The 15,108-nt window shown below is 71.5% G+C and carries 9 protein-coding genes and 1 pseudogene; 5 read left to right on the top strand and 5 right to left on the bottom strand.

All coding sequences use genetic code 11. The features are described from left to right. Nucleotides 1-8: 8 nt before the first annotated feature. From nhaA to ACFYZY_RS08960, 3 genes are all read right to left on the bottom strand, one after another. The gene (gene nhaA / locus ACFYZY_RS08970; RefSeq protein ID WP_388691113.1) at nucleotides 9-1,400 is read right to left on the bottom strand and encodes a Na+/H+ antiporter NhaA; all 1,392 of its coding nucleotides are present in this window, start codon (nucleotides 1,398-1,400) and stop codon (nucleotides 9-11) included. 251 nt (nucleotides 1,401-1,651) lie between these two features. Further along, nucleotides 1,652-3,658 (bottom strand): acetate--CoA ligase, encoded by a 2,007-nt coding sequence (gene acs / locus ACFYZY_RS08965; protein ID WP_388691110.1) that lies wholly within the window; start codon nucleotides 3,656-3,658, stop codon nucleotides 1,652-1,654. A gap of 186 nt (nucleotides 3,659-3,844) precedes the next feature. Continuing rightward, nucleotides 3,845-6,304: a SulP family inorganic anion transporter gene (locus tag ACFYZY_RS08960; RefSeq protein ID WP_388691107.1), complete on the bottom strand. Its 2,460-nt coding sequence runs from the start codon at nucleotides 6,302-6,304 to the stop codon at nucleotides 3,845-3,847. Between the two features lie 304 nt (nucleotides 6,305-6,608). On the opposite strand from ACFYZY_RS08960, the gene ACFYZY_RS08955 reads away from it, so the two are divergent. Next, complete coding sequence (locus ACFYZY_RS08955; RefSeq protein WP_388691105.1) at nucleotides 6,609-7,937, top strand: hypothetical protein; 1,329 nt, start codon at nucleotides 6,609-6,611, stop codon at nucleotides 7,935-7,937. A 28-nt stretch (nucleotides 7,938-7,965) separates the two neighbouring features. Here ACFYZY_RS08955 and ACFYZY_RS08950 read toward each other — a convergent pair whose 3' ends face one another. Further along, nucleotides 7,966-8,952 (bottom strand): ATP-binding protein, encoded by a 987-nt coding sequence (locus tag ACFYZY_RS08950; RefSeq protein WP_388691103.1) that lies wholly within the window; start codon nucleotides 8,950-8,952, stop codon nucleotides 7,966-7,968. A 102-nt stretch (nucleotides 8,953-9,054) separates the two neighbouring features. On the opposite strand from ACFYZY_RS08950, the gene ACFYZY_RS08945 reads away from it, so the two are divergent. Then, nucleotides 9,055-9,873 (top strand): oxidoreductase, encoded by an 819-nt coding sequence (locus ACFYZY_RS08945; protein ID WP_388691102.1) that lies wholly within the window; start codon nucleotides 9,055-9,057, stop codon nucleotides 9,871-9,873. 342 nt (nucleotides 9,874-10,215) lie between these two features. Here the strand turns inward: ACFYZY_RS08945 and ACFYZY_RS08940 are convergent, their stop codons facing one another. After that, nucleotides 10,216-11,088 carry an HAD family hydrolase gene (locus ACFYZY_RS08940; protein WP_388691099.1) on the bottom strand — a complete coding sequence of 291 codons (873 nt, stop codon included), beginning with the start codon at nucleotides 11,086-11,088 and terminating at the stop codon, nucleotides 10,216-10,218. Nucleotides 11,089-11,540: 452 nt separating this feature from the next. Between ACFYZY_RS08940 and ssd the strand changes: the two genes are divergently transcribed. The 3 genes and pseudogenes from ssd (at nucleotide 11,541) to ACFYZY_RS08925 (ending at nucleotide 15,074) form a co-directional block, all read left to right on the top strand. After that, nucleotides 11,541-12,776, top strand: a complete 1,236-nt coding sequence (ssd, locus tag ACFYZY_RS08935) for a septum site-determining protein Ssd (protein WP_388691096.1) — start codon at nucleotides 11,541-11,543, stop codon at nucleotides 12,774-12,776. Beyond that, a pseudogene (locus tag ACFYZY_RS08930) lies at nucleotides 12,773-13,519 on the top strand (CpaF family protein); the annotation flags it as partial. The gene ssd and the pseudogene ACFYZY_RS08930, both read left to right, overlap by 4 nt. 97 nt (nucleotides 13,520-13,616) lie before the next feature. Next, nucleotides 13,617-15,074 carry a site-specific integrase gene (locus ACFYZY_RS08925; protein WP_388691094.1) on the top strand — a complete coding sequence of 486 codons (1,458 nt, stop codon included), beginning with the start codon at nucleotides 13,617-13,619 and terminating at the stop codon, nucleotides 15,072-15,074. Nucleotides 15,075-15,108 lie beyond the last annotated feature (34 nt).

Below are 15,108 nucleotides of genomic sequence, written 5' to 3'. Positions count from 1 at the left end.
GACTCAGATCATGCCGGACGGTCGGCCCCGTCGCTCGGTGCCCCCGCCAGTTGGGCGCGCTGACGGTGTTCGGCGGCCTTCCTCTCGTGGATCTCGGCCATCCGCAGGTGGTACTCCGGGCTGTTCTCCTCGTAGATGTCCGGGATGCCGTCCTGGTCGTCGTCGCGGTCCTCCTCGGCGCAGAGCGCGGCGTACTTCCGCACCCTCAGTTTCAGCAGGACGGTGGCGAGGAGCGCCGCGACGAGCGAGCCGATCAGGACGGACGCCTTCACCTCGTCGGTGAGGGCCGGGTTCCCGGTGAAGGCGAGTTCGCCGATGAGGAGCGAGACGGTGAAGCCGATCCCGGCGAGGGTGGCGAGGGCGAAGACGTCGGGCCAGTTCAGTTCGGGGTTGAGTTCGGCGCGGGTGAAGCGGGCGGCGAGCCAGGTCCCGCCGAAGATGCCGACCGCCTTGCCGACGACGAGACCGAGGACGACGCCGAGGGTGACCGGCTGGGTGAAGACGTCCCCGAGCGCCTTGCCGGAGATCTCGACCCCGGCGGAGAAGAGCGCGAACAGCGGTACGGCGAGGCCGGCCGAGAGCGGGCGGACCAGGTGCTCGATGCGCTCGCCGGGGGAGTGCTCCTCGCCCTCCCGGGTGGTGCAGCGCAGCATCAGGCCCATGGCCACGCCCGCGATGGTGGCGTGGACGCCGCTGTTGTACATCAGGCCCCAGATGACCAGGGCGAGCGGCACGTACACGTACCAGCCGCGGACGTCCTTGCGGAGCAGCAGCCAGAAGACGACGAGGCCGGCGAGGGCACCGCCGAGCGCGGCGAAGTTCAGGTCGCCGGTGAAGAAGACCGCGATGATCAGGATCGCGAAGAGGTCGTCGACGACGGCGAGGGTGAGGAGGAAGGCGCGGAGCGCGGACGGCAGCGAGGTGCCGATGACGGCGAGGACGGCGAGGGCGAAGGCGATGTCGGTCGCGGTGGGGACGGCCCAGCCGTCGAGCGAGCCGTCGCCGAGGACGTTGACCAGGGTGTAGACGAGGGCGGGCGCGGCCATGCCGCAGAGGGCGGCGATGACGGGGAGCGCGGCGGCCCGGGGGTCGCGCAGCTCGCCCGCGACGAGTTCGCGCTTGAGTTCGACGCCGGCGACGAAGAAGAAGACGGCGAGAAGGCCGTCGGCGGCCCAGTGCTGGACCGACAGGTCGAGGCCGAGGGCGGCGGGGCCGAAATGGAATTCGCGTACGGACGCGTAGCTGTCGCTCAGCGGTGTGTTCGCCAAGATCAGGGCGGCGACGGCGGCGAGGAGGAGCAGCACGCCGCCGACGGTCTCGGTGCGCAGGGCGTCGGTGAGGTGGCGGCGCTCCGGCAGGGGGAGGACCCCGAGGAGCTTGCGGTCGGTGGGCGCGGACATGTGGGGACCTCCGTCGGGCGGGCAGGGCGAAGCACATGCCGACCAGACTTCCCGGCGCACCTGGGTCTTTCCGTCGCGTCTTGGACGCGACGCACACCCTACCCAAGGAGGCGGCGGGTATCCGGCGTAGAAGCAGCCTATGCAATTCATCCTGCTTCATCCGCTTTTCTGCCACCGGAGGAGGGGGCGGACGCACGGGAACGCCCGCCCCGGACCGGGGCGGGCGTTCCCGCACGGCGTGCCGCCGGGCCTCAGTCCTCGCTGGAGGCGGCCGGCAGCTGGGTCTGGATGAGGGACATGACCGAGGAATCGGTCAGCGTGGTGACGTCGCCCAGCTCCCGGTTCTCCGCCACGTCGCGCAGCAGACGGCGCATGATCTTGCCCGAGCGGGTCTTCGGGAGTTCCGCCACCGGCAGGATGCGCTTCGGCTTGGCGATCGGGCCGAGGGTCGCGCCGACGTGGTCGCGCAGTTCGCCCACGAGGCCGTCGGCCTGGTTCGCCGTACCGCGCAGGATCACGAAGGCGACGATCGCCTGGCCGGTCGTCTCGTCGGCGGCGCCGACGACGGCCGCCTCGGCCACCGCCGGGTGGGAGACGAGCGCCGACTCGACCTCGGTGGTCGAGATGTTGTGGCCCGAGACGAGCATGACGTCGTCGACCCGGCCGAGCAGCCAGATGTCGCCGTCCTCGTCCTTCTTGGCGCCGTCGCCCGCGAAGTACTTGCCCTCGAAACGGGACCAGTACGTGTCCACGTAGCGCTGGTCGTCGCCCCAGATGGTGCGGAGCATCGACGGCCACGGCTCGGTGAGGACCAGGTAACCGCCACCGCCGTTCGGCACCTCGTTGGCCTCGTCGTCCACGACGGTGGCGGAGATGCCCGGCAGCGGGCGCTGGGCGGAACCCGGCTTGGCCTCGGTGACGCCCGGCAGCGGCGAGATCATCATCGCGCCGGTCTCGGTCTGCCACCAGGTGTCCACGACCGGGGTCCTGCCCGCGCCGATGTGCTCGCGGTACCAGACCCACGCCTCGGGGTTGATCGGCTCGCCGACCGAGCCGAGCACGCGGAGGCTGGACAGGTCGAACTTCGCGGGGATGTCGTCGCCCCACTTCATGAACGTGCGGATCGCGGTGGGCGCCGTGTAGAGGATGGTGACGCCGTACTTCTGCACGATCTCCCAGAACCGGCCCTGGTGCGGGGTGTCCGGGGTGCCCTCGTACATGACCTGCGTCGCGCCGTTGGCCAGCGGGCCGTAGACGATGTACGAGTGGCCGGTGACCCAGCCGATGTCGGCGGTGCACCAGTAGACGTCGGTCTCCGGCTTGAGGTCGAAGACGGCGTGGTGGGTGTAGGCGGCCTGGGTGAGGTAGCCGCCGGAGGTGTGCAGGATGCCCTTCGGCTTCCCCGTGGTGCCCGAGGTGTAGAGGATGAAGAGCGGGTGCTCCGCCGGGAACGCCTCCGGGGCGTGCTCGGCGGACTGGCGGGCGACGATGTCGTCCCACCAGACGTCGCGGCCCTCGGTGAAGGCGGTGTCCTGGCCCGTTCGACGGACCACGAGGACGTGCTCGACCTGCGGGCACTTGGCAACGGCCTCGTCGATGGCCGGCTTGAGGGCGCTCGGCTTGCCGCGCCGGTAGCCGCCGTCGGCGGTGACGACCAGCTTGGCGTCGGCGTCCTGGATGCGGGAGGCCACCGCGTCGGCCGAGAAGCCGCCGAAGACCACCGAGTGGGCGGCGCCGACACGGGCGCAGGCCAGCATCGTGATGGCCGCCTCGGGGATCATCGGCAGGTAGACGGCGACCCGGTCGCCCTTGCGGACGCCCAGCTCGATCAGGGCGTTGGCGGCCCTGGAGACCTCGTCCTTGAGTTCGGCGTAGGTGATCGCGCGGCTGTCGCCCGGCTCGCCCTCGAAGTGGATGGCGACCCGGTCGCCGTGACCGGCCTCGACGTGCCGGTCGACGCAGTTGTACGCCACGTTCAGCTCGCCGTCCGCGAACCACTTGGCGAACGGCGGGTTCGACCAGTCGAGGGTCTCGGTCGGCGCGGTGGCCCAGGTCAGGCGCTTGGCCTGCTCGGCCCAGAAGCCCAGCCTGTCCGCCTTGGCCTGCTCGTACGCCTCCGCCGTCACATTGGCGTTCGCCGCCAGCTCGGCGGGCGGCGCGAAGCGGCGCTCCTCGCGAAGCAGATTGGCCAGGCTTTCGTTGCTCACGACATCTCCCTTTCCCAGGGCGTCCTCATGTGCGTATGTGTCCCGCGTCATAGCTCATCAGTCAGATGCCCGGGTGACAAGAGCAACCAGGAAATTGGTTTAGACCTATGAGTGCCTGGCGTGGGTGGCCCCTTCTGCCCGAGCGGGGGGAGAAGGGGCCACACGGTTCCACGGACGGACGGAGCCGATGGTTCAGGGCGCGTGCCCCGGGGCGCGCGCCCCGGAGGGGGCGCCCGCTCAGGAGGCGCGCGTCGTCTCCAGCCGGACCGCCGGGTCGGCCGGGGGGGCGACCAGGGGGCCGGCCGGGGGGCGGGCAGTCGGTCCGGCCTCCGGTGCGGCCGGGAGCGCGGTCGGCATGACGCGCGTGAAGACGTCGTCGTAGGCGTCGTGGCCGTGCGGCCCGTCCGCGCCGTCGAGCAGATACGCCTGCGCCTCGCCCACATGGAAGTACATCCCGTGCAGCGTGAGACTGCCGTCGGCGAGCCGGCGCGCCACCGACTCGTACGCCCGCAGGTGCTCCAGCTGCTGCACCACGTTGGTCAGGCAGAGCTGCTCGACCGCGTCGGCCGGGAGGCGTCCCGCGATCCGGGCCCAGACGTGACGTCTGCTCGCCATCCGTTCCAGGCTGGGTCTGCCGTGCCGGAGCCAGCGGCGGAGCGGGGACGGAGGGTCGTCCGGACCGCCGTTCAGGAGGGCCTGCATCGCGCCGCACCCCGAGTGGCCGCAGACGGTGATCGACTCGACCCGCAGCACGTCCACCGCGTACTCGATGGCCGCCGCCACGGAGTCGTCCCCGCTCTCCTCGCCGGGGAGCGGGACGAGGTTGCCGACGTTGCGCACCGTGAAGAGGTCGCCGGGTCCGCTCGCCGTGATCATGCTGGTGACCAGGCGGGAGTCGGCGCAGGTCAGGAAGAGCTGCGAGGGGCGCTGGCCCTCCCGGGCGAGCCGGGCGAGCTCGTCCCGTACGAGCGGGGCGGTGTTCCGCTGGAAGTTGCCGATGCCGCTCGCCAGCTTCAGACCCGGCGCGGCCCGGGACGCGGACCGCTCGCCACCGGAGCCGGCCCCCTCGCCCTCCTCCCCCGGTCGCTGCCCGCACTGGTGGTTGTGCCACGGGTTCCAGGGACGGCAGCAGGGGTGCGGGGCGGTGCCGGGGGAGGGAGCGGCGATCCGGGTGCCGGAGGGGCCGGTCGTCTCGACCGTGCCCCCGTGGGCGAGGTGCCCGGCCGTCCAGTCGCTCAGCGCCTCGTAGGCCGCGTGGTCCATGAAGGAACCGTCCAGTTCGACCACCACGTCGGAACCCTGCGGCAGTTGGTGCAGCGCCCGGCTCAGCCGGGGTACGGCGAGGAAGGTCAGCTGGCCCCGGACGCGCAGCAGTTGGCGTCCGTCCCGTTCCTCACGGGTGATCCGGGTGCGGGAGAGCCGGTGGAGGGCGACCGCGACCGCCACGGCGATGCCGAGGGCGACGCCTTCCAGGATGCCGACGAGGACGACTCCGGAGAGCGTCACGGCGTAGACGACGGCCTCGCGATGGCGGGTGACGGTGCGAATGTGGGTGATGCTGACCATCTGGATGCCGACGACCATGACGAGCGCGGCGAGCGCGGGCAGCGGGATCAGGTCGAGCACGGGCACGAGCAACAGGGCCGCGAGCACGATCCACAGGCCGTGCAGCATGGTGGAGGCGCGGCTCACCGCGCCTGCCGAGACGTTGGCGACGCTGCGGACCGCGACTCCGGCCACCGGCAGTCCGCCGAGCGCGCCGGAGACCACGTTGGCCGCGCCCTGGCCCGCGAGTTCCCGGTCGAGAGCGGTGCGGGGGATGCCCAGGCCGTGGTCGGGGCGGGCGGCGACGAGCTTGTCGACCGCGACGGCGGAGAGCAACGACTGCACGCTGGTGACCAGGGTGATCGTGAGGACGCCGGCGGCGATGCCGAGGACCGGCCCCTCGGGCGTTCCGGGCAGGGCGTGGCTGCTCCAGGACGGCAGGTCGACGCGGGGCACGGCGAGTCCGGCGAGCGTCGCCACGGCGGTCGCACCCGCCACCGCGACGAGTGCTGCCGGGGCCTTCCGTGCGTATCTCCCCGTCCGGCCCGGCAGTCGGGGCCAGCACAGGAGTACGGCCACGGTGAACGCGCTGACGGTGAGGGCGGCGGGCTGGACGCGCGCCAACTGGGCGGGCAGTCCGAGGACGTTGTCCACGGCGGAACTCTGGGGGGTGCCGCCGAGCACGATGTGCAGCTGGGCCAGGGCGATGGTGACGCCGATGCCGCCCAGCATGCCGTGCACGATCGCGGGTGAGACGGCGAGCGCCGAACGGGCCACGCGCAGTGCGGAGAGGCCGAGTTGGGCGAGGCCGGCGAGAACGGTGATGACGCAGGTGGTGCGCCAGCCGTAGAGCTGGATGAGTTCGGCGGTCACGACGGTGAGTCCGGCGGCGGGGCCGCTCACCTGGAGCGGGGAGCCGCCGAAGCGGCCGGCGACGAGGCCGCCGACGGCGGCGGCGACCAGACCGGCCTGGAGCGGGGCTCCGGTGGCGAGTGCGATGCCGAGCGAGAGCGGCAGCGCGATCAGGAAGACGGCGACGGACGCGGACAGGTCGGCGCCGGCGACACGGAAGCGGCGCGGCCCGCCCGGGGGGCTGTGGGGCCGCTGGACGCGGGGCCTGGTGGTCGTGCGGTCAGGGGGGCAGAGAGTCATGTTCCCGTCTCCTCCGGGGCAGCGCGGTCGCGGCTCGTGCGGGACGAGCGCGGGGGGCTCGCGGCCGTGGGATCACGGCGTACAGCGGCGGGATTCCCGGCGGGATCTCTCGAATGGAAGATCAACGCTCGGTAAATGAATCGTAATGGAGAGTAAAGATCCGGGTGCGACTTTACGGGCAAATAGGGCAACGGTTCACCCGATCCGGTGGTAGGTGGCCGTTCTTCAGCTTGTCGTTTCATCTCTCCGGCTGTCGCGGTGCGACGTTGACGCCGCTCGCACGGAATCGAGGAGAGGTGGGCGGATGACAGCCGCCGGGAGAAGGACCACTGCTCAGAAGAGGACGCTCGCCGCCGGTGCCCTCACCGTCGCCCTGATCACCGGTCTCGCCGGGTGCTCGGGCTCCGACGACGCCGCGCGGGGCACACCCGCCGGTGGCGCGGGCGCCAAGAAGGGCCAGGCCGCGGCCCCGCGAACGGCGCCCCGTCTGATCGGCGACGGATCGACCGCCTTCACCGGCGCCCAGCCCCGCCAGCCGGTGTGGCAACGCCTCAAGCCGGGGGAGACGCCACCGCAGTTCGTGGTCTTCTCGTGGGACGGCGCGGGCGAGGACAGCCAGAAACTGTTCTCCCACTTCCGCGAGGTGGGCAAGAAGTACAACGCCACCATGACCTACTTCCTCAGCGGCGTGTACCTGCTGCCCGAGGAGAAGCGGAACCTCTACGACCCGCCCCAGCACGGCGCGGGCCGCTCGGACATCGGATTCAACGATGTCGAGGGCATCCGCGCCACCGTCCACGAACTCCGCGGGGCGTGGCAGGACGGCAACGAGATCGGCACCCACTTCAACGGACACTTCTGCGGCGCCGACGGCGGTGTGGGCACGTGGTCCGTCGAGGAGTGGAAGAGCGAGATCAACCAGGCCAAGTCCTTCGTCAAGACCTGGAAGACGAACGCGGGCCTGCGTACCGAGCCGCCGCTGCCCTTCGACTACGACAAGGAACTCGTCGGCGCCCGCACCCCCTGTCTGGAGGGGCGGAAGAACTTCGTCCGGGCGGCGGCACAGATGGGCTTCCGCTACGACACCAGCGGCGTCAACGACCAGATCTGGCCCAAGAAGGACATGGGTCTCTGGGACCTGTCGCTGCAGCTCGTGCCCGTCCCGGGCCGCGCCTTCCAGACGCTGTCCATGGACTACAACTTCCTGGTCAACCAGTCGCCCGGCACCACCCAGGGCGACCCCTCCCAGCACCGGTACTGGGGGGACCAGATGCGGGACGGCCTGGTCCAGGCGTTCGAGCGCTCCTACCGGGGCAACCGCGCGCCGCTGATCATCGGCAACCACTTCGAGTCCTGGAACGGCGGCACGTACATGCGGGCCGTCGAGGAGACGATCGCCAAGGTCTGCGGGCAGAAGGACGTCAAGTGCGTCTCCTTCCGCCAGCTCGCCGACTGGCTCGACGCCCAGGACCCCGACGTCATCGCCAAGATGCGGACCCTCAAGGTCGGCGAGGCCCCGGCGGCCGGCTGGAAGAACTTCCTCGCCCCCCAGCCGGCGAAGCCCGTCTCACCCGCGTCGCCCGCGGTCCCGGCGGGTGCTCCGGCGGGCACGGCCCCCCGGTCGGAGGGCTGACCGGCGCCGCACCCCCGGGCGGAAGCCGTCAGCCGGACTGCGGGACGGCCACCGGCTCGCCGAGCACGAAACCGGGGTCGACCTGCGCCGCCAGGTCGGCCCCGGTCCTGGCGTTGCCCCAGCTCTCCGCGTTGCGCAGGTGGAAATGGACCATCTGGCGCGTGTAGCGCTCCCAGTCGCGGTGGGCGTACGAGTCGTCCGCCGCGTCCTGGAGGGCCTGGAGGGCCATGCGGTTCTCCGCCTCCAGGAGTTCGAAGCGGGGCGGGCGGCCCTTCTCCATCGCGCGGACCCAGTCCGAGTGGCCCACGGTCACGAGCAGGTCCTCGCCGACCTCCTCGCGCAGGAAGTCGAGGTCGTCCTGGCCCTGCACCTTGTTGCCGACGACCCTGAGCGCGACGCCGAAGTCCCGCGCGTACTCCTTGTACTGGCGGTAGACCGAGACCCCCTTGCGGGTCGGTTCGGCGACCAGGAAGGTCATGTCGAAGCGGGTGAAGAGACCGGACGCGAAGGAGTCCGAGCCCGCCGTCATGTCGACGACCACGTACTCGTCGACGCCGTCGACCAGGTGGTTGAGGCAGAGTTCCACCGCTCCCACCTTCGAGTGGTAGCAGGCGACCCCGAGGTCCGACTCCGTGAAGGGGCCGGTCGCCATCAGCCGGACCTCGCCGTCGTCGAGGGGGACCGGACGTGCGCACGCCTCGTAGACCGGGTTGTCCTCGCGGACCCGCAGCAGCCGCGATCCCTCCCCGGGCGGCGTCGTCTTGATCATCGTGTCGGCGGAGACGATCCGCGGGTTCGTGCCCCGGAGGTACTCCTTGATGAGGGGCAGGTGCGCGCCCATCGCGGGCAGTGCGGCGGCTTCCGCCTCGGAGAGGCCGAGGGCGGCCCCCAGGTGCTGGTTGATGTCGGCGTCCACGGCGACGACGGGGGCTTCGTTGGCGGCGAGGTGGCGGATGAAGAGCGAGGACAGCGTGGTCTTGCCGCTGCCGCCCTTCCCCACGAAAGCGATCTTCATGTTCACCTAGGGTAGCGGCATGGTCGCGCCTCGTGGTCGGTATGCGTGAAGAAGACCACTCCATCGTGGGGCGGGGCCCCGGGGCGCGTAGCCTCCCTCCTTATGAGTACGCACGCCTCTGACCCCTTGGCCGCCCTCGGTTCCCTGCCGGGCGTCGCCGAAGCGGTGGACTCGGTACGCAAGGCCGTCGACCGGGTCTACGGCCACCGCGTGATGCGCCGCCGCAGCAACGAGATCTCCTCCGAGGCGGCGCTGCGCGGGGCGCGCGGTTCGGCGGCCCTGTCCGGTGCCGACTGGGCGCTGGAGGAGGTCCGGCGGCGCACGGACTTCAGTGGTGATCCCGAGGCCCGCGCGGTCGGCGCCGCCCTGCGCCTGGGGGCCGAGGCCGGGCAGCTCCTCTCCATCTGGCGCCAGTCGCCCCTGCGGGTGCTCGCCCGGCTCCACCTGGTCGCCGCCGGTGATCCGGGCGACTCGGTGGGCCGGCCCCGGCTGGACGGCGAGACGGTCGACGAACCGCTGCTCGAAGGCCCCGTTCCGACGCCCGCGGAGGTGGCCGGGCGACTCGACGGCCTCGCGGAGCTGATCGTCGCGGGCGGCGAGGCCCCGGCGCTCGTGACGGCCGCCGTGGTGCACGGCGAGCTGCTCGCGCTGCGTCCCTTCACCTCGTACAACGGCCTGGTCGCCCGGGCCGCGGAGCGGATCGTGCTGGTCGGCAGCGGTCTCGACCCCAAGGCGATCTGCCCGGCCGAGGTCGGTCACGCGGAGCAGGGGCGGGCGGCGTACCTCGCCGCGTTCGAGGGGTACCTGTCGGGGACCCCGGATGGCGTGGGCGGCTGGATCGCGCACTGCGGGCGCTCGGTCGGGCTGGGGGTCCGGGAGTCGACTGCCGTCTGCGAGGCGCTCCAGCGCGGCGCGGCCTGAGGAACCCTCACGGACCTTCCGGTCAGGGGCCCCGGGTCCGCTCCGGGTCCGTCCCCGGAAAGGGGTGCGGCGGTACCCCTTCAGGTACCGCCGCCGGCACGTCCGTCCGGTTACCAAGCGTCCTCGATGGATGCCCATCAGGCCGGGTGCTTTGCCCGTGGCCTGGTGCGGCTGGCCCGTAATCGACGGGTCGACGTCGCGTGGGTGCCGGATTTCCGTGCTAGGTCCGTGGGGCCTTCTTGCTCAACAGGAGATCCTCTCGGATGCCTCAGGTCTCGCGGGCCTGATTCCTTTTTACTCCTCCCGAGGTAGAAGCGAAAGTGCTGGTTCCGCTTCTCTTCCTCAGGGTCGGATCCGGGCGGAAGCGGCGGCTCGGTGGGCGGCGGGGACGGCCCGCCGGCGCCGGGCGGCGTACCAGACGATCCCGGCCCCGACCGCCGCCGCCCCCACGGCCGCCGCGGCGACCAGGGTGGGCCGGGGCGGCATCCGGAACGTGGGAAGCCGCTGCTTGAGCCGGACCGGCTTGTCGAAGACAAGGATCGGCCACTCCCGGGCGACGGCCTCGCGGCGCAGGGTCCGGTCGGGATTGACCGCGTGCGGGTGGCCCACGGCCTCCAGCATGGGGATGTCGGTCGCCGAGTCGCTGTAGGCGTAGCAGTGCGACAGGTCGTAGCCCTCCGACTCCGCCAGTCCCCGGACCGCCTCGGCCTTCGTCGGCCCGTAGGCGTAGTACTCCACCTCACCCGTGAAGCACCCGTCCTCGCCGACCACCATCCGGGTGGCGACGACCCGGTCGGCGCCGAGCATCTCGCCGATGGGCTCGACCACCTCGGCGCCGGAGGTCGAGACGATGACCACGTCCCGGCCGGCGGCGTGATGGGCCTCGATGAGGGAGGCCGCCTCGTCGTAGATGATCGGGTCGATCAGTGCGTGAAGGGTCTCGGCGACGAGTTCCTTCACCTGGGCGACGTTCCAGCCTTTGCAGAGCGCGGAAAGATATTCGCGCATCCGCTCCATCTGGTCGTGATCGGCCCCGCCCACCAGGAAGACGAACTGGATGTAGGCCGTCCGCAGGGCGGCGCGGCGGCTGATCAGCCCGCCCCGGTAGAAGGACTTGCTGAAGGTCAGCGTCGAGGACTTCGCAATGACCGTCTTGTCCAGGTCGAAGAAGGCGGCCGTGCGTGGCAAGGAGTGGTTTTCCACGACCCCGAGCATAGGTGCCCGCCATTCGGCGTACGCTGGAGCGCGTGGGTTTGCCTGAGAAGCCTCTCGGGTACACCATGGAAGTCACGGATCGTTCGCGACCGTGCTACCCCGGTCCGACTCCTCCCCCCCCCCGAGTCGGCCGGAGAAGACGACCCCCGCTCTCCCCCCCGGCGGGGGTCGTCGCATGTCCGGAGCCGTTTCCGGCCGGTACGGCATCGCCTTCTCCCTTCTTTCCACCTCCTGGCCGTGGATCGGCCTGTAGGGCGACATGGCTCTGATTTCTCACTCAGAGTAACTGTTGTGCTGCGTTCCGGACAGGCTCCGGCAGGGTGGCGAAGTTATTCACAGGGCCGCCCTTATCCACAGTTTTTCGGTGGGGCCCCCATGATTTCCGCGGTGACCCCACGGTGATTCCTGTCGCGCGTTCGCGGACGGCAGGAATCACGAGAGGAGCATGTGCCATGGGGGCATCCAGGACTTCCGGCGTCGGGACCACGGGGACCGAGGGCGCGAGGTGGGGCTCTCCACCGGGCCCGGCGCCCGGCGGGGCGTCCTCGGCGAGGAGGCACGGCACGGCGGAGGGAAGCCCGGGAGCCCGGCACACGGGAGCGCGCGGGGAGCCCCGGGCCGACGAGACGCACCGGGCCGGGCCGCTGATCGTCACCGAGGATCTCGAACTGCTCGACGACCTTCTCCGGCTGTGCGCGGCGGCCGGGGTCGATCCCGAGGTGCACCACCGGGTGCCCGAACGACGGGCGAACTGGACGGACCCGCCCCTCGTCCTGATCGGCGACGACTCCGCGGCCCGGTGCCGGGGAGCCGTGCGGCGGCCCGGGATCGTCCTCGTCGGCCGTGAACGGGACGATCCGGAGATGTGGCGGCTGGCCGTCGAGATCGGCGCGGAGTGCGTGCTGCGGCTTCCGGACGCCGAGAGCCTTCTCGTCGACCGCATCGCCGACGCCGCCGAGGGTGCGGGCCGACAGGCGCTGACGGTCGGCGTCGCCGGCGGCCGGGGAGGAGCGGGCGCCTCCACCCTGGCCTGCGCCCTCGCTCTCGCCGCCGCTCGGGCCGGGCAGCGCACCCTGCTCGTCGACGGCGACCCGCTGGGCGGCGGTCTCGACGTGCTGCTCGGCGGCGAACGCGAGGAGGGCAGGCGCTGGCCCGACTTCGCGGCGTCGAAGGGCCGGCTGGCGGGAGGCGCCCTGGAGGAGTCCCTGCCGTCGGTGCGGGGGGTCCGGATGCTCAGCTGGGGAAGGGAGCCCACGGCACCGGTGCCGCCCGCGGCCGTACGGTCCGTGCTCGCCGCCGCACGACGCCGTGGCGGGGTCGTCGTGGTCGACCTGCCGCGCGGGGGCGGCGAGCCGACCGCCGAGGCCCTCGCCCAGCTCGACCTCGGACTGCTCGTGGTCCCCGGGGAGCTGAGGGCCGTCGCGGCGGCCCACCGGACGGCCTCCGCCCTCGGCGTGACCGTGCGCGACCTGCGGGTCGTGGCGCGCGGTCCGTACGCGGCGGGACTCGACGAGCGGTGGATCGCCGACGCGCTGCGGCTGCCCCTCGCCGGCGAGCTTCCCTACGACCCGGGGGCCGTGGCGGACCAGGACGCGGGGGTGCCCCCGGGCGCCGAGCCCCGGGGACCGCTCGGTCGGTTCTGCGCCGCCTTCTGGGAGCGCGTGCTCACGCCCGGCGGTGCGGCGTGACCGGGGTCTGGGGCGAGGGCGGTGGCGCGGGGCTCCTTGACGCCGTGCGGCAGCGGCTCGCGGCGAGTGGGGCCGAGCCCACCCCGGCCCGGGTCGCGGCGGCGCTGCGGGCCCAGGGCCGGTTGCTCGGTGACGCGGAGGTCCTCGGAGCCGCCGAGGAGCTGAGGTGCGAGCTGATCGGTACCGGACCGCTGGAACCCCTGCTAGCCGACCCGGCGGTCACCGACGTCCTGGTCTCCGCGCCCGACCTGGTGTGGGTGGACCGGGGGACCGGCCTCGAACGGGCCCCGGTGTCCTTCCCCGACGCCGCCGCCGTGCGCAGACTCGCGCAACGGCTCGCGGCCGTCGCCGGACGGAGGCTCGACGATGCCCGGCCCTGGGTGGACGCCCGGCTCCCCGACGGCACCCGCATGCACGCGGTGCTGCCGCCGGTGGCGGTCGGCTCCACCTGCCTGTCGCTCCGGGTGGTGCGCCCGCGCGCCTTCACCCTGGAGGAGCTGGCCGAGGCGGGCACGGTGCCGCCCGGAGGAGCTCCGGTCCTGCGAGGCCTGATCGACTCCCGTGTGTCGTACCTGGTCAGCGGCGGTACGGGAACGGGGAAGACCACGCTCCTCGCCTCCCTCCTTGGCCTGGTCGGGGAGCGGGAGCGGATCGTGCTCGCCGAGGACTCGGCCGAGTTGCGACCGGACCATCCGCACGTGGTCCGTCTTGAGGCGCGGCCCGCCAACCAGGAGGGCGCCGGTTAGCTCAAGGGTTTGTAGATGTCTCGGTGTCTCAGCGGTACACCACGGGTGGCTGTTAGGTTCAAGTGACTGTTGATGTCTCAGGTGTGGGGGCTTCGTGGAGTACTTCTTCGTGTCGCACGCCAAGGTGCGCCGGTATGCGGGTGCCGTGGACGGTGTGGATCTGGACTGGATCGAGTACGTGACCCGCAAGGGTGCTCTGAAGGAGGGCGCGCCGTTCTTCCTGGGGGCGGACATGCGTCCGCTGGAGCCGCTTACCTCGTTCTTCTTTGAGCTGGCCAAGCGTCTGGATGCAGGGTCGCTCCAGGACTACACGTACGACCTCATGGATCTGGCTGACTTCCTTGGGCAGTTGGACCCACCGACTGATCTGTTGTCGGCTACGGAGGATGACCTCGTTGCCTACCGGGACGAGCTCATGGAGTACCAGGACGAGCCGGTGTCGGCGGCCACGTGGATGCGGCGGCGGGCTGCGATCAACAACTTCTACGACTGGGCTGTCGAGGACGCGAAGCTGCTGGAAGGGCGCCCATATCTCCGACGCAAGAACGGTAAGGACGTTCTGTCCGTGTCCGTCGTCAACGACCTCGATGTTCGTCATCTGACCTACTCGCAGTGGCGGTTCCTGAAGCAGGTGGGGCTTCGTGGCCTATTGCCGGACGAGCGGGCGGACCGGTCGTTCCGTGGGGCGGCGCCGTTGCGCAACAGCGCGGCGGCGGAGCTGGCGGTGACGACCGGGATGCGCCTGCGGGAGTTCAGCACCCTGCTCGATATCGAGGTCGGGAGGCCGCGCCGGGACGGCTCGGCGGCGCTGGTGGACCTGGGGGAGATGGCCAAGTACAAGCTGCCTCGCACGGTGGAGATCCAGCACGACACCTTGCGGGAGATCGACTTCTACCGGCGCACAGAGCGGGCGAAGATCGTGCATGCGGCCGCCCGCACACTGCACCGTCACCGGTCGGAGCTCTTCGTCGTCGACGACATCAACTCCCGGCAGGGCAAGCTCAGCGGAGTCCTGTACGGCCGCCGGCGGACCTTCACGATCAAGGACATGGACGTGGCCACGCGCCGGATCGCGGTCATCGAGGGCGACCAGGGTCTGGAACCGATGGCGCTGTTCGTCGGACGCGGCGGGCGCATGCTCTCCGCGCAGCGCTGGCATCAGATCTTCGAGGACGCCCACGTGCGGGCCCTGCGGATCAGCAAGGAGCACAAGCTCGAGACGGTGGTGCCGCGGGCATTCAAGATCCACGACCTGCGTCACACGTTCGCGATCTTCATGCTCCAGTTGCTGACCGAGCTGGTGGCGGAGCAGGAGGCGGAGCTGCGGCAGCTGGGCGGGCACACCGCGTACCTGGCCGATCACATCAGCAGGTCGCCGCAGCTGACGGTTCAGCGTTTGCTCGGCCATCGCCAGGCGACGTCGACCATGCGTTACCTGCGCTACATCCGCAAGACGAACCTGCTGGTCGCCCGGGCGATCGCGGATTGGAATGCCCGGGACACCACCTACGCCGACTACGCGGCCCGGCTGACGCAGGGGAGGGCTGCCTGATGCCCCGCCGGGGAGAACGCAGGAGCCGGCAGCG

It is taken from the genome of Streptomyces sp. NPDC001744 (assembly GCF_042892575.1).
Classification (GTDB): domain Bacteria; phylum Actinomycetota; class Actinomycetes; order Streptomycetales; family Streptomycetaceae; genus Streptomyces.
This window is presented reverse-complemented; position numbering and strand designations above follow the sequence as displayed.